This window comes from Nostoc sp. ATCC 53789 (assembly GCF_009873495.1).
GTDB lineage: Bacteria > Cyanobacteriota > Cyanobacteriia > Cyanobacteriales > Nostocaceae > Nostoc > Nostoc muscorum_A.
In genome coordinates this window covers 130,201-155,367 of sequence record NZ_CP046703.1, presented here as the reverse complement: position 1 = coordinate 155,367, position 25,167 = coordinate 130,201, and the positions used below count along the sequence as shown (strand labels likewise).

Annotated in this window: 19 protein-coding genes; 6 read left to right on the top strand and 13 right to left on the bottom strand. The window is 41.6% G+C overall.

The window, feature by feature from the left end; genetic code table 11:
- Positions 1 to 425: 425 nt before the first annotated feature.
- The 3 genes from GJB62_RS00555 to GJB62_RS00545 are packed head-to-tail and all read left to right on the top strand — an operon-like array spanning position 426 to position 1,522.
- On the top strand, positions 426 to 635 hold the full coding sequence (locus tag GJB62_RS00555) for a DUF2997 domain-containing protein (RefSeq protein WP_114080209.1): 210 nt from the start codon (positions 426 to 428) through the stop codon (positions 633 to 635).
- 39 nt (positions 636 to 674) lie between these two features.
- Positions 675 to 1,061 carry a DUF1257 domain-containing protein gene (locus tag GJB62_RS00550; RefSeq protein ID WP_012406942.1) on the top strand — a complete coding sequence of 129 codons (387 nt, stop codon included), beginning with the start codon at positions 675 to 677 and terminating at the stop codon, positions 1,059 to 1,061.
- On the top strand, positions 1,061 to 1,522 hold the full coding sequence (locus GJB62_RS00545) for a ferredoxin (protein ID WP_114080210.1): 462 nt from the start codon (positions 1,061 to 1,063) through the stop codon (positions 1,520 to 1,522). The genes GJB62_RS00550 and GJB62_RS00545 overlap by 1 nt, the downstream gene beginning before the upstream one ends.
- Before the next feature lie 124 nt (positions 1,523 to 1,646).
- Here GJB62_RS00545 and GJB62_RS00540 read toward each other — a convergent pair whose 3' ends face one another.
- The 3 genes from GJB62_RS00540 to GJB62_RS00530 all read right to left on the bottom strand — a co-directional run bounded on the left by GJB62_RS00540 (position 1,647) and on the right by GJB62_RS00530 (position 4,818).
- Complete coding sequence (locus GJB62_RS00540) at positions 1,647 to 1,931, bottom strand: YiaA/YiaB family inner membrane protein (protein WP_114080211.1); 285 nt, start codon at positions 1,929 to 1,931, stop codon at positions 1,647 to 1,649.
- A gap of 367 nt (positions 1,932 to 2,298) precedes the next feature.
- Entirely contained in the window at positions 2,299 to 3,960 is a 1,662-nt protein-coding gene (locus GJB62_RS00535) for a DUF4335 domain-containing protein (RefSeq protein ID WP_114080212.1), read from the bottom strand.
- Positions 3,961 to 4,212: 252 nt separating this feature from the next.
- Positions 4,213 to 4,818 carry a DUF3038 domain-containing protein gene (locus GJB62_RS00530; protein WP_114080213.1) on the bottom strand — a complete coding sequence of 202 codons (606 nt, stop codon included), beginning with the start codon at positions 4,816 to 4,818 and terminating at the stop codon, positions 4,213 to 4,215.
- A 783-nt stretch (positions 4,819 to 5,601) separates the two neighbouring features.
- On the opposite strand from GJB62_RS00530, the gene GJB62_RS00525 reads away from it, so the two are divergent.
- On the top strand, positions 5,602 to 6,336 hold the full coding sequence (locus GJB62_RS00525) for an ATP-grasp domain-containing protein (RefSeq protein WP_114080214.1): 735 nt from the start codon (positions 5,602 to 5,604) through the stop codon (positions 6,334 to 6,336).
- A gap of 16 nt (positions 6,337 to 6,352) precedes the next feature.
- On the opposite strand, the gene GJB62_RS00520 is transcribed toward GJB62_RS00525, so the two are convergent.
- The 5 genes from GJB62_RS00520 to GJB62_RS00500 all read right to left on the bottom strand — a co-directional run bounded on the left by GJB62_RS00520 (position 6,353) and on the right by GJB62_RS00500 (position 12,036).
- On the bottom strand, positions 6,353 to 7,003 hold the full coding sequence (locus tag GJB62_RS00520) for a Uma2 family endonuclease (protein ID WP_114080215.1): 651 nt from the start codon (positions 7,001 to 7,003) through the stop codon (positions 6,353 to 6,355).
- 14 nt (positions 7,004 to 7,017) lie between these two features.
- On the bottom strand, positions 7,018 to 9,435 hold the full coding sequence (locus GJB62_RS00515; RefSeq protein WP_114080216.1) for an endonuclease MutS2: 2,418 nt from the start codon (positions 9,433 to 9,435) through the stop codon (positions 7,018 to 7,020).
- A 364-nt stretch (positions 9,436 to 9,799) separates the two neighbouring features.
- Positions 9,800 to 10,096 carry a DUF2288 domain-containing protein gene (locus GJB62_RS00510; RefSeq protein WP_114080217.1) on the bottom strand — a complete coding sequence of 99 codons (297 nt, stop codon included), beginning with the start codon at positions 10,094 to 10,096 and terminating at the stop codon, positions 9,800 to 9,802.
- 107 nt (positions 10,097 to 10,203) lie between these two features.
- Positions 10,204 to 11,241, bottom strand: coding sequence for an AI-2E family transporter (locus GJB62_RS00505; protein WP_114080358.1), 1,038 nt, complete (start codon positions 11,239 to 11,241; stop codon positions 10,204 to 10,206).
- Between the two features lie 156 nt (positions 11,242 to 11,397).
- Positions 11,398 to 12,036, bottom strand: a complete 639-nt coding sequence (locus GJB62_RS00500; protein ID WP_114080218.1) for a lysophospholipid acyltransferase family protein — start codon at positions 12,034 to 12,036, stop codon at positions 11,398 to 11,400.
- Positions 12,037 to 12,168: 132 nt separating this feature from the next.
- Here GJB62_RS00500 and GJB62_RS00495 point away from each other — a divergent pair, with 132 nt between their 5' ends.
- Together GJB62_RS00495 and GJB62_RS00490 are read left to right on the top strand one after the other, a co-directional pair.
- Complete coding sequence (locus GJB62_RS00495; RefSeq protein WP_114080219.1) at positions 12,169 to 17,547, top strand: ATP-binding sensor histidine kinase; 5,379 nt, start codon at positions 12,169 to 12,171, stop codon at positions 17,545 to 17,547.
- Positions 17,548 to 17,605: 58 nt separating this feature from the next.
- Positions 17,606 to 19,906, top strand: a complete 2,301-nt coding sequence (locus GJB62_RS00490; protein ID WP_245246056.1) for an ATP-binding protein — start codon at positions 17,606 to 17,608, stop codon at positions 19,904 to 19,906.
- Here GJB62_RS00490 and fabD read toward each other — a convergent pair.
- The 5 genes from fabD to GJB62_RS00465 form a co-directional block, all read right to left on the bottom strand.
- On the bottom strand, positions 19,872 to 20,768 hold the full coding sequence (fabD, locus tag GJB62_RS00485; RefSeq protein WP_114080221.1) for an ACP S-malonyltransferase: 897 nt from the start codon (positions 20,766 to 20,768) through the stop codon (positions 19,872 to 19,874). The genes GJB62_RS00490 and fabD overlap by 35 nt on opposite strands.
- An 81-nt stretch (positions 20,769 to 20,849) precedes the next feature.
- Entirely contained in the window at positions 20,850 to 21,842 is a 993-nt protein-coding gene (locus GJB62_RS00480; RefSeq protein WP_114080222.1) for a beta-ketoacyl-ACP synthase 3, read from the bottom strand.
- A gap of 119 nt (positions 21,843 to 21,961) precedes the next feature.
- The gene (gene plsX / locus GJB62_RS00475) at positions 21,962 to 22,984 is read right to left on the bottom strand and encodes a phosphate acyltransferase PlsX (RefSeq protein WP_114080223.1); all 1,023 of its coding nucleotides are present in this window, start codon (positions 22,982 to 22,984) and stop codon (positions 21,962 to 21,964) included.
- A gap of 56 nt (positions 22,985 to 23,040) precedes the next feature.
- Positions 23,041 to 23,373: a hypothetical protein gene (locus tag GJB62_RS00470; RefSeq protein WP_159402426.1), complete on the bottom strand. Its 333-nt coding sequence runs from the start codon at positions 23,371 to 23,373 to the stop codon at positions 23,041 to 23,043.
- Between the two features lie 112 nt (positions 23,374 to 23,485).
- Positions 23,486 to 24,967 (bottom strand): leucyl aminopeptidase, encoded by a 1,482-nt coding sequence (locus GJB62_RS00465; RefSeq protein ID WP_114080224.1) that lies wholly within the window; start codon positions 24,965 to 24,967, stop codon positions 23,486 to 23,488.
- Positions 24,968 to 25,167: the final 200 nt, after the last annotated feature.

The window sequence follows — 25,167 nt, the reverse complement described above, 5'->3', positions numbered from 1 at the left end:
GTTTTTGGTGCAGGTGCGCGATCTACGCCGTTCATAATAGCTACTATCTTTTAGAAAACCCTGGGGGAATAGGGCAAACTTGATCATAATGATAAAGTTTTTCAAGAATTTTTATATTTTTGTAACTCAACTAGCTGGCTATACTACGTCTAATGCTTATTTTTAGGACTTTTGCCGCTTAATTGGCAGGCTCGGTTGTTACCTTGACTAATCGATGAGGTTAAGAGAGACTAACTAAATACTGATGTGACTGCTTATAAGTTTAATAAGTTTTGTAAAGATTCTGAGATATATATGTTGAAAGATGGAACATTATTTAACAAATGGCAAGTTTGTATCTAAGTAAAAATGTTCCTACGGCTATATTTATAGCCTTCTGCTAAGGCAGTACAATTTAAGCGTACTTATCCTGGTTGGCCAAGAGCATGGAGACATTAGAGTTCATAATCTATCCAGACGGTCGGGTACAAGAGAAAGTCACTGGTATTGTGGGTGCTTCTTGCGCTGAGGTTACAGCAGCAATAGAGGCACAATTGGGGCAAGTACTTAATCATGAGCCAACCTCAGAATATTTCGCCGCGAAGTTGCAGCAATCTAATGTGGCGAATACGCACACCACTTACAGCGAGTGGTAAGTTTTCACAGTAGTTTAGTGTTATTAATTCACAACCACCATGTCACACTTTAGCCAAATTAAGACTCAAATCCGTAACCTTGATTCTTTGAAAGATGCTTTGACTGAATTGGGCGTAGACTGGAAACCTGGCCCACGCGAAGTCCGTGGCTATCGCGGTCAAACCCATCCTGCGGAAGTTAGTATTGAGCAGGAAAATGGCTATGACATCGGCTTTAGATGGAATGGCAAGGAATATGAATTAGTAGCTGATTTGCAATATTGGCAGCAAGACCTTTCTGTGGATGGATTTTTGCGCCAGGTAACACAGCGCTATGCTTACCAAACAGTTGTGAAAGAAACCGCTCGTGTTGGTTTTCAAGTCTCTGAACAACAAAAAAATGAAGATGGTTCCATTCGCCTGGTAGTACAGCGCTGGAGTGCGTAATGGCTGATTTTCTGCCGTCGCCGGAAGAACAAGAAGATAACCGTTCCGGTTTGGAACCAGAATTAGGGGGTTTTTTACGGGATGCCCCAGAACGTTCTGGTTTAGAACCGGAATTGGGCGGTTTGCTACGCCAAAATGGTGTTTATGTTGATGAAATCACCTGTATTGGTTGCAAACATTGCGCTCATGTTGCACGTAACACCTTTTATATTGAACCAGATTACGGGCGATCGCGCGTGGTTCGGCAAGATGGAGACGCTGAAGAAATTATCCAAGAAGCAATTGATACTTGCCCGGTTGATTGTATTCACTGGGTTGATTACACTGAATTGAAAAACTTAGAAGCAGAGCGCAAATATCAAGTAATTCCCGTAGTGGGTTATCCGGTAGAACAGGCCGTTGCTGCTAGCGAACGTCGGCGTAAAAAGCAAAAGTTAAAGACAAAAAAATCTCGTTATTAACAAAAAACATTAAATCAATATAATAAAGGACTGGGTATATCCAGTCCTTTTGCTTTTCGTAATATAGTTAATTTCTGACAGCTTTTTGGGAAAGTCTTTTAATCCAAAATCGTTATGGTTGGCTTCATTTGAAATTTAGAGGATCGTGTTGTGAAAGTAATTTTTCTACTTTAGCCTCGTCTAACCTAGCGGTTAATCTTCTATTTTCATGCAAGTCTCTAGTAGTTTTCGCCAACGTAAAAGTTGAGCCAACAGAGAAAGCCATACCCATACCCATAAAGCCCTTGACCCAACCATTTACAGGTAAGTTTACAATGCCGAAGCTGGTCATAGAAATAGAAATCACAAAAGCTGCCCAAGTTTGAATAACCCAAGCTGGACTGTCTTTTTGAGTACCAATTGTTTGCATATTTCCTAACTTTGATATTTGATATGAGTGATTTATACTAATTCGTAATTAAAGCTATTTTCAGGTAAATAGACCACGCGCTAGGGTATAGCATTGCTATGCCTCTGCGTCAGATGTGCTTCAAATACATGAAAGCTGCTGTAAAAGGCATCATATTTTATCTGGGTTTCCAGACTTGTATCTGTAGTTTAATGTTGAAAAAGTGTTGTTAAAAGGATTGTATTCATTAGTAGGTTTACTGTTATCAATAGTAAGACCAGTTTGGTAACTGGGCTCCAAAAGATAAGCTCAAGAGCAATTGAAGTAAATAGAAACTGGCACAAAGTTTGTACCAGTTTTATAAGTGGCATTAAATAGATTAATTTACTTATTCATCTGGAAAAGTCTGTACCTTACCATCAGGACTGAGAACAACTCGAATTCTGACATCTTGTCCGCGTGTATTGGCGGAAACAAAAGGTTTACCAACTTCAGGCATCCCAGTGCTATCAACGAATTCTCTTGCTGCCTTATTAAGAGGAAAAATTCGTTCAACTGTGCCGTCAACACTGACTATCAGACTGTACTCTAATGTTTGTCCTAGCCCAGTAGGTGGTTGCCAACGCTTTTTGAGGTATTCTCTAGCTTCTGCTACTTGAGGTGTATCAAATAATGTACCAGTAGCCACTTCTGTGGATTTAGGGGTTTTGCGTGCATCTCCTAATTGGTCGATGAATGGATTGTTCTCCGCAGTTCTAGACGAAGGAAGTTGTGAAGCGGGTTTTTCTCCAGTAGAAGGTTGCTGTAGGGAATTGATTCTTTCGTCTAGCTGTTGTGAGTTTAGTGCAGGGGTATTGCCACGATTATTATTGGGGATGCTCTCAAGAGACGGAGGGAGAACTGGTGAGATATTAGTTGGTAAGCTGCCTGAGTTAGAAGATAGTCTGGGTGGCAAATTTCGCAACTGAGGGAGAGTTCCAGGTTGGGGATTTGACCCTGTAGGGTTCTGTGCAAGATTTGGTACTATGGCTATTTGCTGTCCTGGAATTTTACTTGATGGTGAGTTAGGTAAGCTCGCCGTACCACTTCGTGGAAGCAAGCTACGCGTAGCGTCTCGCAGAGAAGGTATCGCTCGATTACTAGGAAGGGTTGCAGTCTTGCTCTGAGTTGTTGTCAGTGCATTATTGGGAAATAGAGGTTGCGGTGCAGAAAAACTAGAATTAGGGGCTGTTAAAGGTGCTTGGGGCAAAGTAGATGTGGAAAGTGGAGGAGTGGAACCTAGCAAATTATCCGATGGAGGGATAATTCCAGGTTCAGGCGTAGGAAAGTTTAGTGAAGTTGAAGGTTCTAAGGCAGTCTTTACTGCTGCTGGATCTGATGTTTTGGCTGTCTGCTGTTCCTTTCCCCTAATGCTGTTAGCATATTGCCAAGTAACTGGTAAGAAACCTATACCTAACACTAATACTGCGGCAACAGGTGCCCAGGCAGGGAACCTCAGAGTCGAACTCGTGCTGTTGAGAGTTGGGAGTGCCATAACATCAGTTGAGTATTCATCTAAAGCACTTGCCAAATCGAATAATTGCAGCAGAGTGAGTTTAATTACGGGGCCAGATGAGTGGTTGGTAAGAGAACCGAGAAATAAGTTGTGAGTTAAATAGCTGCTTGGTTCTAAGCGGATATTTGCCCCAGGAAACTGGGTGCTAAAGGAATTTAATGTTTTTGTTGAGGACTTTAATTCCGGCTCACCCATTGCTGTGCTTGATTCCTGGGTACCGGAGAAACTTACCCAAAAGCTTTCTGGAGACTGTTGAAGGAATTGCTGTACGTAGTTTGTGACTGCATCACATAAAGCTTCAAGTTGCTCGCGATCGCCCCGAATTGGAACTCTGTGTTCTTCTGGGAGCCGGGGATCATCAAAGCGTAGTTCAAAACTTAGGTGTTTAAGGACAGTTTTCCCCATCCAACGGGACAGAGGCGAGCTTTGGGCGAATACTTCTAGCGTGCAAGTAGGTGGTGTGTAGCGACGAATTACAGAATTTGATAGAGGCATGGCAGGAACTGCGAGGAAGACTATTTGGGATTTTGCAAAAAGTTAAGCCAGTTGCTTGCAAAGAAAAGTTGAAACGGTAGATTCCTTCTGAGTGAAGGAAGTTGGTCAGGTTTCTTTCGTTATGTAGTCTTGTACTAGGAGGAAGCATTGCTGATAGTGCATCGCTCAAGAGCTAATGACGATCAAAAGAGTTTCCCGATCTAGCAAACAAATCACAAGCAAATTTTGATTGAGGAATTTCAAATTTCAAATCTAAAATTTTGTCGAACCGTCTATAAGTGCTAGCCAGAGACGGCGATGTCCACCAGGGGCGCTGTAAAAAAGTAAATCTACAAGCAGTTTTAGTGCCAGGTTGGTAAGCAAATCTGTTGAGATTTTCTCATCCTCTTCCATCCGCTCTTGGTAGGTGTTGCAAAAAGCGTCAATATAGTCTCCAAGTAAGGCAGCTTGGTGAGGTTCCCGGTTATTTTCTGCCATTTGTTCCAACAGACCGACAGCGCGGCGAATCAATTCCTGGTGCTGTTTGGCTAAGTAGCAGATGATCAGAACAAGCGATCGCGCTTCTTCGACATCTAGCTTTTTTCGCCCTCCTTGACCTTTACGTAGGGGATTTGATTGGCGCAGTCGCCATAAAGCTACGCGGTCTGGCACTCTTGACTCTAAATTCAGATCAGTTGCCGCCGAAAGCATAGCCTCTGAACCAATCCCAGTTAAGGTTTCTAGCGCCAACAGCACCAAGTCTAATTGGGTTTTGATATTATCCCATTGGACTGTGTTTGGGGCTGGAAGCTTGATTAAATCCTCCCACTGAGAATTTGGCGTGGCTGAGTTGGCGGCCGAGTGCATAACTTTTAGCATAGGTGATCAAGCTGATAGGGGATGTTGCTGTTACCCATTTTGAAACCAGACTCTCAAGCATCAAACTTGGTTTCCCATAGCTATGAGCCAGAGACTTCAGCTAGATTTTTTCTATGTGGTAAACAGCATGTATCTTTGTCCTACTCTAGATGAAAATTTATTTTCAACAAAGTAGAAAAGTATCAATTCTAATTAAGGTTTACCTGACTTTCACTGCTAATTCCGTACAAGAGTATAAATAAACTATTGTTTTGAATGCTAACTGCTAATTATGTAGAATACCTCCTACATTTATTTGCGGTTGGAGATTTTGAAATTTCTTGATGTTTATTACTTGTTCTTAATGTATACATAATTACTATACAAATCTTTTGCCTGTTTGCTAAAGGCACTTCTTGTTGCTTTCCACGATCCCACCCCAGTTTCGCTTGTGTGCAGCCTGTTATTTCAGCAGGACTTACGCAAACAATAGCCGAAACCCTGATTTTCAGGTAGGGGTAATTCATGAATTGCCCCTAAGCGCGTTTAGTTTTGCGTAAGTCCTATTCACGACAGGACGATTGATAACTCCATGAAACTGAGGACAAACTTAAAAGTTTGATAAAGTTAGCATTTGAAGATGTTGGCCTATTGATTTCCTCCAACTTAGTTGGTAGTATACGCCCTATATATGTTGCATTTTCTCCATAATCCATTCTGAATAAGCTTTTTGAGACTTAACGGTAAAAGTCAGATAGCTTAATAAATGCTTTAAATTATCTTGTTTAAGGAATTATTTCTTTGATGAAAGTTTATATCCAAAAAGACTCTGAAGGTGAATTTGCTAGTATCAATTTTTTTATTGCCTACGATAGTTTCAGGAAAATGGGCTGGGAAATTATTTCTTTTACTAAAGGAGAATCCTTTACGGATTTAAAACCAGAGAATGTTGTGGTTGGATATATTGATGCGTTCTATTCATCTCTCAAAAAATTAAACATCACTTGTCCAGTTGAAATTAACTATCCACCAGAATTACAGGAATTCTTAGGTAGAAAAATCTGGAAATCAAAAATTAATTACATTGCCAGTCATCCAGAAGAATGGAATATCTTTATTAAACCTGCTTATGCTTCCAAAAAGTTTACAGGTAGATTAGTACGAAGCACTAAGGATTTAATTAGTTGTGGCGATGAGTTTGAAGATACTGAAGTTTGGTGTTCTGAACCTGTAAATTTTCTTGCAGAATGGCGGTGTTTTGTCAGGTATCAGAAAATTATTGACGTGAGAATCTATAAGGGAGATTGGAGAGCCACTTTTGATTATAGAGTTATTGAAAAAGCAGTAGAGGCTTATAAATCTGCTCCAAACGGTTATGCGATTGATTTTGGTTGCACCGAAAAAGGAGAAACATTGTTAGTTGAAGTAAATGATGGATATTCTTTGGGTTCGTATGGGTTATTTCCCCTAGACTATGCCAAATTACTATCAGCGAGATGGGCAGAGATTACAGGTACTAAAGACTATTGCGATTTTTAATTTTAGACGATTTCAACTAAATCGGGCTATTAATTTGCTGCCTTATCCATGCACGAAATCCTTTCATTGTCGCATTTCTACCATTGGTTTTACTTAGCATTAAATATTCGGGAATTACTTGGTGAATAGGGAGATTAGTAAAAATAGAACTGGTATTTGATTCTATATATTTACCATTGAACAGCACGTTTATTTCCAGTTTTCTTCCATTCCATCGCCACAGTTCCGGTACTCTCAAATTTTGATAATTATTGAAACGAGTACGGGAGGTAATATCAATTTCAATAGCCAAATCTGGCGGTGGGTCAATTTCTAAATTTATTCTATCTTTGCCCCTAACTATAGCTTCATTTTTGATATAGAAACAATCATCGGGTTCTACTCCAGCATCCATACTTTCCTTATCAAAAGTCGTAGAACCCAAACTCCAAAATTCCAGATCGAGTTCTTCTAATAAAACTTTTACCAAGTCGCCAATAATAACTTTAGCTACTTCATGCTCTGGCAATGGAGCCATTATTTCTAGCACCCCTTGACTGTAACCTATCCGCGAACTGCGATTGTCTCCTAGTTCTGCTAAAATGCGTTTGTATGCCGACCAGGAGACATCTTTAATCAACAACTGATGACCGGCTCTAACAATTAGTTGATTGAGTTCAAGTAACATAGCATTTTTGCTCTTTATTTTATGTGAGCAACGGTAACACCAGTGCCGCCATCTGCTTGTTCTGCTGGTTCGTAGTTGTTCACTCTGGGATGCTGTTGCAAAAATGCGTGAACTCCTTGTCGCAGTTTCCCAGTACCGTACCCGTGAATAATCCAGACTGGGCCTGTAGCTTCCGAAATGGCTTTATCTAAAATGTATTCGGCATCAGCTACCCGTTTACCACGCAAATCGATGGTATTTTTGGAAGTCCGAATTTCTGGGACAGCTGGCGGTGGGGGGCTTACTGCTGCTGGGGCTGGTTTGGCTTTAACGACTGGTTCGGGTTTTTGACCATCTAGAGATTCTACGTCTTGCAACTTCACGTTCATCTTCATTAGCCCAAAGCGAACGCTTAACTCGCCATCTTCATCGGGGGCGGTGATCACATCTGCTATTTGTCCTAATTTTGGAATGCGGACGCGATCGCCTACTTTGGGCATAAACCCAGCTTTTGGTTTTGCTGGGGTTGCTGGCTGATATTGCTGGCCAATTTGATTCAAGGCATTGGTGGCTTGCTGGGCTTCTTGCGCTGTGGGCGTACCTTTCTGCAAGCGACGAATCACTTGGGCAATTTCACCTTTTGCTTGGGCGATCGCTTGTTGGACTGCTATTTCCTGTGAAGCCCGCAAACTACTTTCCCTCTCTTCCAAACTTGCAGCTTTTGCGGATACTTCTTTGTATAAGCGTTCCGCTTGCTGCAACAAACTTTGGGCTTCGGCTGCTTTGGTTTCCTGGCGGCGGCGTTGGGCTTCTAAGCCAGCAATCACTTGGTTGACTTCATCTGTGGCCTCTCCCACTTGGATTTTCGCCTCTTCTACCACTTCTGGTTTTAATCCCAGGCGCAGGGCAATTGTCAGAGCGTTAGAACGTCCGGGGATGCCCCACAGCAGACGGTAAGTAGGCGAGAGAGTACTTTCGTCAAATTCTACAGAGGCGTTTTCAAACCGCTCATCTTCGTATTTCAGGGCTTTTAGTTCCCCGAAGTGAGTAGTGGCGATCGTTAGCTGGGCATGGTTAGCGAGATATTGTAACAAGGCGATCGCTAGGGCACTTCCTTCAACTGGATCGGTTCCTGCGCCGACTTCATCAAGTAAAACGAGCGATTGGGGGTTGGGTATTTCCTTTTCCCCATTTTCGCTTCCCGATTCCCCATTTCCCAATGCTTCTAAAATCCGACTAATTCGGCGGATGTGACCAGAGAATGTGGATAAACTTTGCTGTAAGGATTGTTCATCGCCAATATCTGCCAGCACTTTGTCAAACCAAGGAATTTCCACTGGTTCGCGGGCGGGGACAAATAAACCCACTTTGGCCATCAATGCTGCTAACCCCAAAGTTTTTAAGGTTACAGTTTTACCGCCAGTATTTGGCCCGGTAATGGTTACAACCCGAATTAGCGGATTTATCAGCAAATCTACAGGAACTACTGGTTGCCCTTGTTCATGTTGTTGTTGCCACACTAACAAAGGATGTCGTAAGTTCCGTAAGGTGATAATTTCCTTGTCTTCACGCTGGATAAATCGCGGGGGATTCGCTCCTAGCCAAAAACTATAGCGGGATCTAGCGGTTGCCATATCCAAAGTGGTGGCGATCGCTAACAATCTCTCTAAATCTGGTTTGACTGCGGCGACTTGTTCCGTCAAAACGCGGCGAATCGTTTCTTCTTCCGCTTGCTCTCTTCGGATGATTTGCCGCAGTTGGTTGCCTAGAGGTACTACTGAATTCGGTTCTACGTAAAGGGTTGCGCCACTAGTAGATGTGTCGTGAACAATACCGGGGATGGCATCTTTTTGCGGTGCTTTTACGGGAATGACAAAGCGATCGCTGCGTTGAGTAATTAGCTGTTCTTGAACTGCCCCAGATTTTGCCTGTAAGATATTTTGCAGCTTTTGGGTAATTTGGCTGCGTAATCGCCGCAAATCTGTGCGAATTTCTCCCAGTTTTTGACTCGCGCGGTCAGTTACCTGGGCCCGTTCATCAATACATCGGTGAATTTCTTGTTCTAGTTCTGGATAAGTCCGTAAATCGGCAACTAACTCAGTCAGTATTGGCAAATCTTCCTGATTGTCGATGACACGGCGCAAACTTCTAGCACCCGCGAGGGTGGTGGCGATCGCTAACAGTTCCTCTCCTGCCAAAACTCCACTGCGTTCTGCCCGTTCTAGGGAATCGCCAATATCTTGAATTCCCTCAAATGACAGTCCCGTAGTCAGGCGACTTTCCAGTTGGTAGACTTCTTTGGTTTGCTCTAACAACTGTTCGCTTTGGGTCTGAGAATCGGGTATTTTCAGATGACGCGCAGCTGTCGCCCCCAGCTTAGTTGCCGCGAAGGTGGCAAGGTGCTGGCAAAGGCGATGCCATTCTAATAATTCTAAGGTTTCAGATTCGATCAAGGTTTCAACATCTAATCTGAAATTATCGTAACAATTCTAGCTCCTAGATGGCTAAATCTTAAAGGAGAAAATTTCGCTTTATTCAAATCAGCCAGATAGTGTGTGGTAATCACTAAGTAATAAATGGCACGTCAAGCTATTTTTACTGAGAAATTACCATAACACAAACTGTCATTGAAAACAATACAGAAACTAATTTAGAGGATGTTTGAAAAGTCCTCTTGTCGGTATCAAATAGTTTTAGATCCCCCCTAACCCCCCTTAAAAAAGGGGGGAATCAAAATCAAAGTCCCCCTTGTTAAGGGGGATTTAGGGGGATCTAAAAGTGCCTAAAGTCACAGCAAAACACTTTTCAAACAACCTATTAAGCAGCGACTATTTCCTTCACCAAAACGTAAGGCTGAACGATGAGAGTATTAAATCGCTTACTGCGCTCAAGATTCCATTCTCCCACCTGTACTGTTGTGGGTTTGGTAATTAATTGCTTATCAATCCACTGTTCTACTGATGGAATGTTATCACTGGCGATCGCTACTCCAACATCCACCAAGTTTAACTCTGGTGCTACCAAAATTACTGCATCTCGTTGTACATGAGGAATTAGCCACTCCCACTCTGCCTCATCCAAAATTTCTGTCAATTCCGCTTTTAAATCCGACATCATTCTTCAATTTGTCTTGGCTAACAAACTATTTTACATTAATTACTACAGACGCGATTCATCGCATTTCTACTCCACCTTTTGTACAGACGCGATGAATCGCGTCTCTAAACTTCAGATTTCATTTCATCAATTTCAAATAAAGATACAATTACTCCTGCGATTGGAATAGATATAAAAACACCTAATAATCCTGCCACTCTAGCACCTACTAGCAAAGCAAAAAATATCACTACAGGATTAAGATTCAGCGCATCTTGCATAATTCGAGGCGAAATCAAATTGTCTTGTATCTGCTGGAGGACAATACAAGCTATCAAGACTTTCAATGCTAACCAAACACCTTGAGACAACACAAACAAAGTCACTGTGCTTACTCCTAATGTCGCTCCAATACCAGGAATAATATCAAGAAAACCAACTATTATTGATAATATCAAAGCAAAAGGTACTTTTAATATTAAGAAAACTAGAAAAGTTGTACTTGTGAGAAATGCACTTAATAATAACTGTCCTCTAAAAAATCCCAAAAAAGACCGTCTGATTATATTTGTAAATCTATTGCGGCGATGTTTGGGGACTATTTTTAAAATCAGATTCCACAATTTGTCTCCATCTAATAGCATGAAGAAAGCCACAACTGCAATCAAGATAAAAGTCACAAAATTCGTCATGAACCCTTGCAAAATAGCCAAACTAGTCACAAGACTTGATACAGCTTGATTACGCAATTGTTCTTCAATAAAACTTAAATCTATTTGTAAATTACGGCTTCGCAAAAATGCTTCTAGTCCTTCTAATAAAGGTGCTAAAGAATTTAAAAACACAGTGATACTATCAATTAATTCTTGTCCTTGAGATAAAACCGTTAAGCCCACGGTAATTATCAGACCGCCTATAATCACAATACTGAGTAAGAAAACTAAGCTAACAGCTACACCGTGGGGCAAAAAACGCCGCAGCCCTTGTACGGGATAGCTGAGTAAAAAAGCCAAAATTGCCGCAAATGTAAAAATAACAATGACTGCTTCAAAGTAAGCTAAAAGCTGTACAATTGCCCAGCCAGAAGCAACTAAGAGCAAAAAGCGGACTAATGCCAGATTATTTAATCGCTCCCAAAAATTCTTGGCTTCAAAGCCGCTCATAATGCTGTTTAGGGTGAAATTGCTGGTAGATTTGCCTAGCAGTTGCATTTAAGCACAAAGTCTGATGTCATTGCTAGAGCAGATTGACCTTAAACATACAGAGGTTAAGGGGCGATCGCTACCTCCCTAAAGCATATATCTGTTGTATCTCTAGATTCATCGTCCTAAATCATGCATCTCGTTAATTACCGAGGCACACTTTTCTGTCAACGCCTCCAATTCCTCTTTATTGGTGGAAGTGGGAGCATCAATCAAGTTACCGATTCTGACGGTGATGGGAACTGCGTGAGGTAGAGACGAGCCTTTTTGTAAAATCTTTTCAGTACCCCAGACACTTACTGGTAATATTGGGGCTTTTGCTTTCGCAGCCAGCAGCAGTGCGCCTCTTTTGGGGTCTGTGATTCGACCATCTGGGGTGCGAGTACCTTCCAAGAAAACACCGACAGCCCAACCTTTATCGAGATATTCTAGGGCGGAACGGATAGCATTGCGATCGGCACTTCCCCGACTCACCGGATAAGCACCATACAGTTTAATCGCTTGCGCCAAAACAGGAATTTTAAATAACTCTTCCTTAGCCATGTACGCCACAGGACGACGTACACAATTAGAGACAATCGGCGGGTCAAAGTAACTAGCGTGATTACTTACTATTAACAGCGGCCCTGATTGGGGGACATTTTCCGTACCATGAATCTGGCCCCGAAAGTAAGTGTGAAGCATGGGGCTGACGACTGACCATTTAAAGGCGTGGTAAAGTGCCAGACTGATAAACGGTTCGCGGTTTTTGTCCACAGAAGATAATGCAAATCAAACTGAATTTAGCATAAGCGATCGCAACACCCAGATCAAACGCAAAAAAGCTATAGAGATGAATTGCTTTACATCGGGGAACACTAAATCTAGAAATCCTTAGAATTTAACAGTATGTTTCTCACTACAGTCAGTATTTCTGGATACAAGGTTAGCGAACAACTCTACAACGGTTCTCGAACCGTGGTTTATCGCGGTTATCGAGAAACTGACTTATTACCTGTAGTGATTAAATTGCTGAAAAATCCTTATCCAAGTTTCAGCGAACTCTTATCGTTTCGTAATCAGTACACCATAGCTAAAAATATCAACTCACCTCTAATCATCCAAACCTACAGCTTGGAACCGTATCAAAATGGCTATGCGTTGGTAATGGAAGATTTTGGCGGGATTTCTCTTAAAGATTATTTCACCTCTCACCAGACGCGACATACCGATTTTTTACAAGAGTTTTTAAGAATTGCGATCGCACTATGCAATACCTTAGATATACTCTACCGCGAACGGATTATTCATAAAGATATCAAACCTGCCAATATTCTAATTAATCCCGAAACCAAACAAGTTAAATTAATTGACTTTAGTATTGCATCTCTGCTACCACGAGAAACCCAAATGCTGATGAGTCCAAATGTATTAGAAGGGACACTCAGTTATTTATCACCAGAACAAACAGGCAGAATGAATCGAGGGATTGACTATCGAACTGATTTTTATGCTCTAGGTGTAACTTTTTACGAATTACTAACTGGAAGATTACCATTTAAATCAAACGATCCAATGGAGTTGCTGCATTGTCATATTGCAAAGGTTCCAGAAAAAATCAAAAGCGAGGAAATTCCACAAGTGATTTCAGATATTGTCATAAAATTGATGATGAAAAATGCTGAAGATCGCTATCAGAGTGCATTAGGATTAAAATTTGATTTGGAGAAATGTTTACATCAGCTAAAAGCAACTGGCAGAATTGATAACTTTGAAATTGCCCAAAGTGATGTGTGCGATCGCTTTATTATTCCCGACAAACTATATGGACGAGAAGCCGAAATAGCCACCCTCCTTGAAGCCTTTGAAAGAGTTGGCACAGGTGCAACTGAAATGATTCTGGTAGCCGGTTTTTCAGGCATTGGTAAAACTGCCGTTGTTAACGAAGTTCATAAACCGATAGTGCGCCAACGCGGTTATTTTATCAAAGGTAAATATGACCAATTTCAACGGAATGTTCCGTTTATCGCCTTTGTACAAGCATTCCGAAATTTAATGGGTCAATTATTAACAGAAAGTGATGCTCAAATTCAGCAATGGAAAATCAAAATTTTAGAAGCTGTAGGTGAAAATGGACAAGTAATTATTGAAGTGATTCCCGAATTAGAAAGAATTATTGGTAAACAAACGCCAGCCATAGAATTATCAGGAAGCGCATCACAAAATAGATTTAATTTATTATTTCAAAAATTTACTCAAGTTTTCACTAGCGTTGAACATCCATTAGTAATATTTTTAGATGATTTGCAGTGGGCTGATTTGGCATCACTGAAATTAATGCAGTTATTAATGGCTAATACAAAGTATCTTTTATTAATTGGTGCTTATCGAGATCATGAAGTAAATCCAGTGCATCCGTTGATGTTGACTGTTAGTGAGATGCAAAAAACAGCAGCAATTATTAACACAATTACTTTAGCATTATTAAGTCAAGGAGATGTGAATCAATTAATTGCTGCAACGCTTAAATGTTCAGATAATTTAGCGTTACCAATTTCAAAAATAGTCTATCAAAAAACTTCTGGAAATCCATTTTTTTGTACTCAATTTCTTAAATCATTATACCAGGATGGGCTAATTAGATTCAACTTAACAGAGGGATACTGGCAATGTGATATCACACAAATTAATCAACTAGCAGTCACAACTGATGTAGTTGAATTCATGGTATTGCAATTGAGAAAGCTATCACAAGCCACTCAAGATGCTTTGAAATTAGCTGCTTGTATTGGAAATCAGTTTGATTTGAAAACATTAGCAGTTGTTTCAGAACAATCGCAAGCAGAAACCGCAACTAATTTGTGGAATGCATTGCATGAGGGTTTAATTTTACCTACTAGCGAGGTCTATAAATTTTATCTTAGTGAGGGAAGTCAAGCGATTGCTGAAGAAAATTCGGAAATTGTTAACTATAAATTTTTACACGATCGCGTCCAAGAAGCTGCATACTCTCTTATTCCTGAAGAACAGAAAAAAGCTACCCATCTACAAATAGGTAAGCTATTACTTCAAAACACATCTGAAATCCAAAAAGAAGAAAAACTTTTTGAAATTGTTAATCAGCTAAATATTGCATTAATACTGATTATTGATCCAATTGAACGAGAACAACTCCTCAAATTGAATTTAAAAGCAGGTAGAAAAGCACAATTGGCAACTGCTTATACATTAGCAGTTGAATATTTAAGCATAGGTTTAGAACTTTTACCTGATGAGAGTTGGTATAGCCAGTACGAGCTAACACTATTACTATATCAATCCATTACAGAAGTACTTTGTCTGAGTGGTGACTTTGAACGCATGGAAAGCTATGCAACTGTAGTTCGACAACAAGCAAAAACCCTCCTCGAACAAATTCCTGTCTACAATGTCAAAATTCAAGCTTACATGGCACAGGCACAGCACAAGAATGCTTTGCAAATTGCACTGACTGTTCTTCAATCAATCGGAGTGGAATTGCCTCAACAAGTCAATCAAACTGATATCAACTCTGAACTAGAACAAACAAAATGTCTTTTGGCAGATAAAGCAGTGATGGATTTACTAGAACTGCCAAAAATGACGGATGAGAATATTCTGGCAGCAATGCGAATTTTGTCAAGCATTATGTCAGCAGCTTACCAAGCAAATCCCCCATTGTTTCGAGTAATTGTATTTAAACAAGTTCAATTGTCAATCCTCTATGGTAATGCTCCAGAATCTACCTATGCTTATGCTAGCTATGGACTTATACTCTGCGGTGTTTTAGGAGAAATTGATACAGGATATGAATTTGGGGAAATGGCATTACTGTTACTTGAACGTTTAAATGCTTTCAAAGTTAAATCAAAAACTCTATTTGCAGTAAATTGTTTTATTCGACATTGGAAATCGCCTCTTAAAGATACTTTAAATCCTCTTTTACAAGCCTATACAAGTGGTTTAGAAACTGGAGATATTGAATATGCTGTAATGTCTGCCTATGTTTTTGGCAGATACGCCTATTTAAGTGGTTACGGTTTAGAGGAATTAGCCCAAGCTATGGGAAACTATGGCGCAATTATGCACCAGTTTAAGCAAACTACCTATTTGAATTTCAATAGAATCTATTATCAATCAGTTGTGAATTTGTTGGGAATGTCAGATAATCCTTGTTTTTTAATTGGCGAAGTTTATGATGAAGTCGCAATGTTGCCTCTGCATCAAGCTGCCAATCAAACTAGCATTATTTGTCAACTTCATTTTTGTAAATTGCTTTTGTGTTATCTCTTTGGCAACTATCAAGAAGCACTAAAAAATGCTGATATTGTCGAGAAATATTTAACCAGCGTGACTGGATTAGTGCTAATTCCAACCTTTTATTTTTATGAGGCTTTGACTAATTTAGCCTTATATAAAGACTGCTCAGCAGCTGAACAAAAAATAATTATTGAACGAGTAGCAGAAGCTCATAAAAAACTCAAAAAATGGGCAGAAAGTGCGCCAGAGAATTATGCCCACAAATGCAACTTGGTAGAAGCTGAAAGGTTTCGGATATTAGGACAAAAAATCGAAGCAATAGAATTGTACGATCGCGCCATATCTCTTGCCAAAGAAAACGCCTACATTCAAGAAGAAGCACTTAGCAACGAACTAGCAGCCAAATTCTACCTCGACTGGGGTAAAGAAAAAATCGCCCAAGTCTATATACAAGAAGCATACTACTGCTACGCCCGTTGGGGAGCCAAAGCCAAAGTTAATCACCTAGAAAAAACTTATCCCCAACTACTCAAACCCATCTTGCAACACCAACGAATCAATCTCAATCCCTTAGAAACCATTGCTTTTCGTGGTACAGCCTCATCTTCTAGTACTGGCAGCACTAGTATTGCTGATGTTCTGGATTTTACCTGTGTTTTCAAAGCTGCTCAAGCTATTTCCAGTTCTCTAAAATCAGATCAACTCATTGCCAGCCTCACTCGCATTATCCTAGAAAACTCTGGCGCGAAAAAAGTTGTACTAATTCTTCCCCAAGAGGAGGACACTTGGGAAGTTAAAGCAATTACCTTTATCGAGCATGAAGAAATACAAACTATCCTCAATTCACAATTACTAGATAATTGTCAAGATATTCCCGTAAAAATTATCAATTATGTCAAAAATACTCAAAAAACAATTGTTATAGACAATTGCAAAACAGATATTCCTGGGGTAATTGGGAAGTATATGTTGGAACATCAACCTCAGAGTGTGTTGTGTGTCCCGATTATTAATCAAGGATATTTGGTAGGTATTCTATATTTAGAAAATAGCTTGACTCAAGGAGTTTTTACTAACGATCGCCTCAGCGTCATTAACCTTCTTTCATCTCAAGCTGCAATATCTCTAGAGAATGCTCGACTTTATCAACAAGCTGGGCAAGCATTACAAGACTTACAACAAGCACAATTACAAGTTGTTCAAAGTGAAAAAATGTCTGCATTAGGTAATTTGGTTGCTGGGGTAGCCCATGAAATGAATAATCCTTTGGGCTTTATTTATGCCAGTCTCCAACAAACTAAACCCACTATTGCAGATATTTTTGAACACTTAAAACTATATCAAGAAAGTCTACCAAATCCCAGCGATAAAATTAAAGACCATGCCGAAGATATTGACTTGGATTATAGTTTATCAGACTTACCCAAGATCATTGATTCCATGACTATGGCGTGCGATCGCCTCCGCAACATCAGCACCAGTCTTCGGACTTTCTCCCGTGCTGATAAAGATTACAAAGTGCCGTTTAATATCCACGAAGGTATTGACAGCACTATTTTAATTCTCAAACATCGTCTGAAAGCTAATGAAGAACGTCCAGAAATTGAAGTGGTCACTAATTACGGTAATTTGCCCCAGATTAAATGTTTTCCTGGGCAATTAAATCAGGTATTTATGAATATTCTGGCAAATGCCATTGATGCGCTAGATGAATCAAATAGGGGACGGACTTTTGAGGAGATTAAGAAAAATCCCAACCGAATTACAATTAAAACCTCGGTAGAAAATAAAGGGGTGAAAATTGCGATCGCTGATAATGGCAATGGGATAAGTGAAGAAGTGCAAGAAAAGGTTTTTGACCACTTATTTACTACAAAAGCTGTGGGTAAAGGTACGGGATTAGGATTAGCGATCGCTCGTCAAATCGTTGTAGAAAAACATGGCGGAGTAATTAAGGTAGATTCTACACCAGACGAAGGTACTGAATTTGTGATCCAGCTACCGATGTAGCAGATACATCCATACGAACTTTCAGGAAATCTTCAGCCTAAATATTTATCTCTGCTTTATGCTTACCCAATTTAGACAAACACTTCAGAAACAGTTGCTTTTTAGGTTTGTCCGTTTCGTTAAGAATCGCCCTACCTCACTTACCTACAAAACACTAATCAATATGGCATTGCGAGTAACTGTGGTGGTACTCGTCTCTGCTGGGGTGAGCTATATCCATGTCATGTCCCGCTTGGAAGCCCAGACCCAAGTCCAGCTAGAAAAGTACATCAGCGCTCGAGGACAGTATGAAAGCAACATCTTTAAACTTGCACAGGATAACCTCACTTTGCTGCGCGATCGCCTTTTGCAGGAATTCAAGCAACCCACTAATGATTTCCAGGCTGAATTTGAGCGGCAATATTTTTCCTGGAACGATGGTACTAAACGCAATTTTCCCCAAAATCGACCGCGCAAAGACTTTGATTCTACTCGATATGCTGGATCGTTCATTGGTCAAAATGTGCAAATTACTAAAGAACTAAAGCAGCAACTACTAACGGCTAACACGCTGATTAGTGCCTACGGATCTGCTTGGTCTAATCAGTTTGTTGATACTTATTTCGTGAGACGAGAAAATGCAACGACAACCTATTGGAAAGGTATGCCGATCTTGTTGGAGACACCGCCTGATTTCTATATGCCGAAAGAGGAATTTTTCTATATTGCCGATCCTCAGCATAACCCGTCTCGATCGCCGAAGTGGACAGGTGTTTATCTCGATCTCAGTGTTAAAGTCTGGATGATTTCGGCAAGTGTACCTGTTTATGATGGCGATCGCTTCCTGGGCGTTGTAGGACATGATGTGGTCTTAACCGATTTGATGGAGCATACGATCCAGGATCAATTATCGGGCACCTACAATCTAATTTTTCGCTCAGACGGTCGTTTAATTGTCCACCCCCAACGCACTGCGGAAATTCAGCAAGCTCAGGGTCAATTAAAAATCGATACAATCAACGATCCTCATCTCAACCGCATTTTTCAGCTAGTGACAACCACTAAATCCAAAACCCACGTCCTGGAAAATAGCCAAGACCGTGAATACTTAGCAGTGACTCGCTTACAAGGCCCAGATTGGTATTTTGTCACAGTCTATCCCAAATCACTGCTATCGGGAGAAGCATGGGATATGGCTCAATTTATCTTAATTTCTGGTGCAGTGGCGCTGCTGGTTGAAGTGTTGTTGCTCTTGTCGGTGTTGCACCAAGAAATCGCTAAACCCCTCCAGCAATTAACCGCCGCTAGTAACCAACTTGCTAACGGTGATTTTGCGATCGCTCTTGATACCACGCGACAGGATGAACTGGGAGGACTTGCTAGTTCTTTCAACAGTATGGCAAGTCAGTTAAAGACTTCTTTCATTCAATTAGAACAGGTAAACAATGCGTTAGAGCTACGGGTTGAGGAGCGAACAACAACGTTACAAAAGACACTTGAAGAACTACGTCGGACTCAAGCCCAGATGATCCAGAGTGAAAAAATGTCAGCCCTGGGGCAACTGGTGGCAGGTGTGGCACATGAGATTAATAATCCTGTCAACTTCATTCACGGCAACCTCACCCATATACAAAATTATGCCCAAGATTTGTTGGAATTTATTCAACTGTATCAGTATCACTATCCCAATCCAGTCGCTGAAATTCAAACTGAGGCTAAAGAAGTTGATCTGGAATTTATTCGAGATGATCTACCCAAGATGCTGTCTTCGATGAAAATTGGCACCAATCGCATACGCGAAATTGTGCTATCACTCCGCAATTTCTCCCGTTTAGATGAAGCTGAATTTAAGGCTGTTGATATTCATGAGGGCATTGATAGTACGTTATTGATTTTGCAACATCGTCTGAAAGATCAACCACACCGTCCAGCAATAGAAGTGCTAAAAAACTATGGTAAATTGCCTCCGGCGATCTGCTACCCTGGACAACTCAATCAGGTATTTATGAATATTCTGTCTAATGCTATTGATGCCTTAGAAGATGCAAATCAGCAGCGCACGCCTACAGAAATTGCTTCGCATCCCAACACAATTTGGATTCATACTTGCTTGGTATCTGAAAACCAAATCATGATTTCCATTGCAGATAATGGTCTTGGAGTTCCAGACACAATTATAACAAGGTTATTTGACCCCTTTTTTACAACTAAAAATGTGGGTAAAGGATCTGGATTAGGTTTAACTATCAGCTATCAAATTGTGACTGAACTGCATGAAGGTGAACTTAATTGTAATTCCACACAAGGATTGGGTGCAGAATTTGTTGTCACCCTACCTCTAAAAGCTAAAAAGATTCAACAGCAACAGGTAAATCAGTAGCACTCTGGATATTTTGTAAAATCAAATCAGGGCTACTACGTTTAATCAAGCCAGTTAAGACTTTACCTGGGCCAACTTCTACTACTCGCTGGATACCGTTAGCTGGTAATTGCAAAGAAATTTCTCGCCACCTTACAGAACCGGTCATTTGTTTGTTGAGGCGCTGCTTTAAAATCTCGGCATCAATAGACGGAATTGGTTCTACATTAGATAAGACTGGCACAGTAGCTGGTTGAAATTCCACAGATTCTAAAATGTCTTGGAATTCCGCAGCTGCTGGTGCGATTAAATGTGAGTGAAATGCTCCAGAAACTTTTAGGGGAATAGCACGCTTGGCTTTAACTTGAGTCATCACTGCTTGTACAGCCTCAGTCGTGCCTGAAATTACCACCTGAGCCGAACTATTATCATTTGCTAGAACCACATCAGGCGTTTGGGCAATGACTTTTTCCAACTGTTCGCGGTCAAAGTTCATCAAAGCTGCCATCATCCCACCGACGGCATTATCCATGAGTTCTGCACGACGCTTTACTAGATATAAACCAGCCGACCACTCAAAGACACCCGCTACATAAAGAGCAGTATATTCCCCCAAACTGTGACCAGCAACTAAATCTGGCTGGTGTCCTCGTTCTCGGAGAAGATCGGCAAGAATGCTTTCTATCACATAAAGACTTGGCTGAGTATATAGCGTCTGTGATAACTTCTCTTCTTGAGTTTGACAAATTTCAGTTACAGACCAGCCCAAAATATCCTCAGCTTTGGCAAGCTTGTCTTTGGCAGACGGTATATCTAATAAATCCATTCCCATTCCCAGCGCTTGGGAACCTTGTCCGGGAAACACCCATGCAGTTTTTGTCATTTGTCAATAGTCAGTGGTCATTGGTCATTTGTCATTGGTCATTGGTCATTCACAAATGACTAATGACAAATGACAAAATATTTATCTTCCCCATTGAAAGATTGCCGCGCCCCAAGTAAGACCGGCACCAAAGCCGGATGTCGCAACGATGTCATTGGGTTTAATTTTACCTTGTCGCACTGCTTCATCCAAAGCTAACGGAATGGAAGCAGCAGAGGTATTACCATACTGGGCGAGATTACTTATGATTTTATGTTCTGGGATATTTAGGCGTTGAGCAACGGCATCTATAATGCGCTGATTAGCTTGATGTAACACTAGCCAATCTATTTGGTCAACTTTGAGGTTAGCTTGAAATAAGGCTTTATCTATAATTTCTGGCACTTTTTGCACAGCAAAGCGGTAGACTTCTTTGCCGTTCATGGTAATAGGTTGATAAGTACCTTTAGTGATATTTACACCGGGGAGTAATTCTTGGGAAGTTGCTGCATAAGCAAGGTTAAGGTGATGGTTTTGAGTACCATCACTTTTAAGGGCAAATCCTAATAAGCGATCGCTTTTAGAAGCCTGTAATACTACTGCTCCTGCACCATCGCCGAATAATACACAAGTGCGACGATCTTGCCAATCTACCCAGCGAGAGAGGATATCTGCCCCTATCAACAGTACATTTTTATAGACACCTGTTCTAATGTATTGGGCTGCTGTAACCAGACCAAACACAAAGCCAGAGCAGGCTGCTGTCAAGTCAAAGGCGACTGCGTTGGTAGCTCCTAATTGAGCCTGTACTTGACAAGCACTACCAAACAAATCATCAGGGGTGGAAGTCGCTAGCAAAATCAGGTCTAGGTCTTCTGGTCTAATTCCTGAAGCTGCGATCGCGCGACTACTGGCGGCAGCAGCTAGTCCACTTAAGGACTCAGATGACACCGCTAATCGTCGTTGGCGAATTCCCGTTCTTGTGGCAATCCACTCGTCTGATGTTTCAACTAGTTCAGTCAATGTCTGGTTGTGTAGGGAAGTTGCTGGTACTGCCGAGCCACTTCCGGTAATTGCTATGCCTAAGTTTTCCACTCCTAATCTCCCAAGCTATCAGCTTTTGTCCTTTGTCATTTGTCCTTTGTCATTTGTCCTGTGTCATTTGTCCTGTGTCAGTTGTCTTTGACAAATGACTAATGACTAATGACTAATGACTAACCGCTTTCGCGCTCTAGGATATATTGGGACTGAATTCGTTGTAGCACCTGGTTGTCAACAGCTTCTTTAGCCATGCGAATAGCATTGAAAATTGAAGGTGCTTGTGAGCTACCGTGACCGATAAAACAAACTCCTGCCACGCCTAACAACAAAGCACCACCGTGTTCTGCATGATCCATGCGTTGCTTAACTCGCTTCAGGTTTGGTTTTAAGATTGCTGAACCGATTTGACCATGCAATCCTTGAGGTAATTCTTCCCGCAGAATTTGCAGAATCACTTCTCCAACTGCTTCGGCAAATTTTAACAGTACATTGCCCACAAAGCCATCGCAGACAATTACATCGAAGTGACCGGAAAGCACATCACGCCCTTCGGCATTGCCAATAAAATTAATTTGAGAATTTTCGCGGAGCAGTTGATGGGCGCGGACGGCTGCATCATTGCCTTTAGAGTCTTCTTCACCGATATTCAACAAACCCACTTTCGGTTCAGTTGTACCTAAGACATACTGACTATAAGCCGATCCCATGACGGCAAACTGCTCTAAAAACTTCGGGCGGCAATCTACATTTGCGCCAACATCAAGAACCAACACTGGCTTACCAGCAACAATTGTCGGAAAAACAGTCCCGATTGCTGGACGATCAATTCCCGGCAATCGCCCTAAGCGAAGCAAAGCCGATGCCATAGCTGCCCCAGAATGACCGGCAGAAAATACGGCATCTGCCTTTTGCTGCTTGACTAAATCCATTGCCACATTGATAGAAGCCTTGCGTTTGCGTCTAACCGCATTTAAAGGCTCCTCATCCATTGCGATCGCTTCCTCAGCAGGAACGATCTCCACCTGCGCTAAATTCGTTTTTGGCGGCAAGGCAGCTTCTATTTGTTGGGGATCACCAACAAGTAATACTTCTACACCCAATTCTTCCTTTGCTCGCAGTGCGCCAGCAACGATTTCACCGGGTGCGTGATCCCCTCCCATTGCGTCAATTGCGATCCGTACGCGAGTCGATCCCATTGCTCAGAGCTTTTAGAAACCTTATAAATTTTACCAGATGGCTTTGCCGAAAAAGCTTAACTTTCTGACTGCCAAATTACTTCTGTTACTATTGCAACAATTTTTGCTGGCAAGCTCAAGATAGCACGAATTTGGGCATTGGGCATGGGGCATGGGGAATGGGGAATTGGGAAGAGGACTTGGGGACAAGGAGAATTGGGGACAAGGGGAAAGACTTGTTTCAAGTTCTCACCTCTTGTCCCGAATGGCACGCTTGTTAATCGCAAAGCCCTGATATAACTTGCTTTTTGAGTGTGGGGAGTGGGGGAAGTGTGGGGAGTGGGGGGAGTGTGGGAAGTGTGGGGAGAAAGAGGAGAAATTGAATAACTGCATATCAACAAATGCTGCATTGCCTCCCACACCTCCCACACCTCCCACACCATGCCAGCAAGGAGGTTTCAGCTTTTCAAGCGTGCCATTCCCCCTTCTCCCCTTGTCCCCTGCTCCCCTGCCTCCTATTTCCTACTCTTCAATCCCCAACACCCAGTTAACTAGCGTCCGAACGCCGTAGCCGGTTGCTCCTGCGCCGTTGTAGCCATTTTCTTTATCTGCCCACACTGGGCCAGCAATATCTATGTGCGCCCAAGGGGTTTCTTTGACAAATTGCTTGAGGAAAAGAGCAGCAGTAATGGCACCACCTGGACGCGGCCCTGTATTTTTCATGTCCGCAATCCCAGACTTTAGCCCTTCAAAATATTTTTCTTCCATTGGCATCCGCCAAATCTTTTCCCCTGAAGTTTGGGCAGCTTTTTCGATCTGGGAAGCTACGTCATCATCGGGAGTGTACAAACCAGCAATATCATCACCCAAGGCAATGACGTTAGCACCGGTTAGGGTGGCTAAATCCACGATCGCATCCAACCCTAATTTGTCAGCATACACCAAGGCATCTGCAAGGGTTAAACGTCCTTCTGCGTCGGTGTTGTTCACTTCGATTGTTTTGCCGTTTGACGCTGTGAGAATGTCTCCAGGGTGCATGGCGCGACCGCTAATCATGTTTTCGGCTACCGCCGAGATAAAGTGAACTTCAACATCTGGCTTAATTTGAGCAATTGCTTTTGCCGCCCCCAAGGTAGCAGCTGCACCGCCCATATCCATTTTCATGGTTTCGATGCCGCTACCAGCACCTTTAATATTCAGTCCGCCGGAATCAAAGGTTACACCTTTGCCAATAATTGCTAGTTTCTTTTTCGGTGTACCTTCTGGTTTGTAAGTCAGGTGAATAAATTTAGGTGGCAACTCGGAACCTTGCGATACTCCCAAAAAAGCACCCATACCCAACTTTTCACAGTCTTCTTTTTCGAGAATTTCTACTTGTAAACCGTGGTCTTTAGCGATCGCTTGGGCAGTTTCGGCTAAAGTAATTGGTGTTACCGCATTGGCTGGTGCTGCCACTAACTCCCGTGCCAAATTTACCCCGGAAACGATTTGATTGGCGAGGGTTATGGCTGCTTCTTGTCCACCGAAACCTAGTAAATCGATGCTTTCTATTTGCGAACCTTTATCTTCTGGTTCTGATTTAAAACGAATATCCTGATAAAGTGCTAATTCAACACCTTCTGCGATCGCTTGGGCGCTTGCGGCTGGATCGTTATTCCATAATGGGAAACTAAATCCCAAAATTTTGCTTTTCTGCTTTTTTGCGACTCTGGCTACCGCAGCAGCAGCGCGTCTCAAAGTGTCGAGTTTTAGTGTATCTGGTTTACCCAATCCTACCAGAATCAATTTACGTACTGGGCTACCAGGATTCACACGAGTGAAAATTGTACTGTTGGCTTTACCTTTAAATTCTTCTTCCGCAATTAGTTCTTTTAAGACCCCGGAAAACTTTTGATCTAAAGTTGCTAGTTCTCCGGTTAACTCGACTGCATCTTCAAATAATCCTATTGCCAAACTATCGCCTGCCCACTCTAGCAAAGGCTTATCACTAGGTTGAATTGTCATTTTGGGATTTTATGTAAATATTCCTTCCTGTACCAGTATTGCTCAAAATTCTTGTTTCAGGATGAGGGGAATGGGTATTGGGCATGGGGCATGAAGCATTGGGCATTGCGGAGCAGGGAGCGGTAGCTATAATTTAGTGAATTAGTGCAAGTAGTACTCATTAACGAGTCTTTTATACTCGTTAATCCACCTCAGAACTC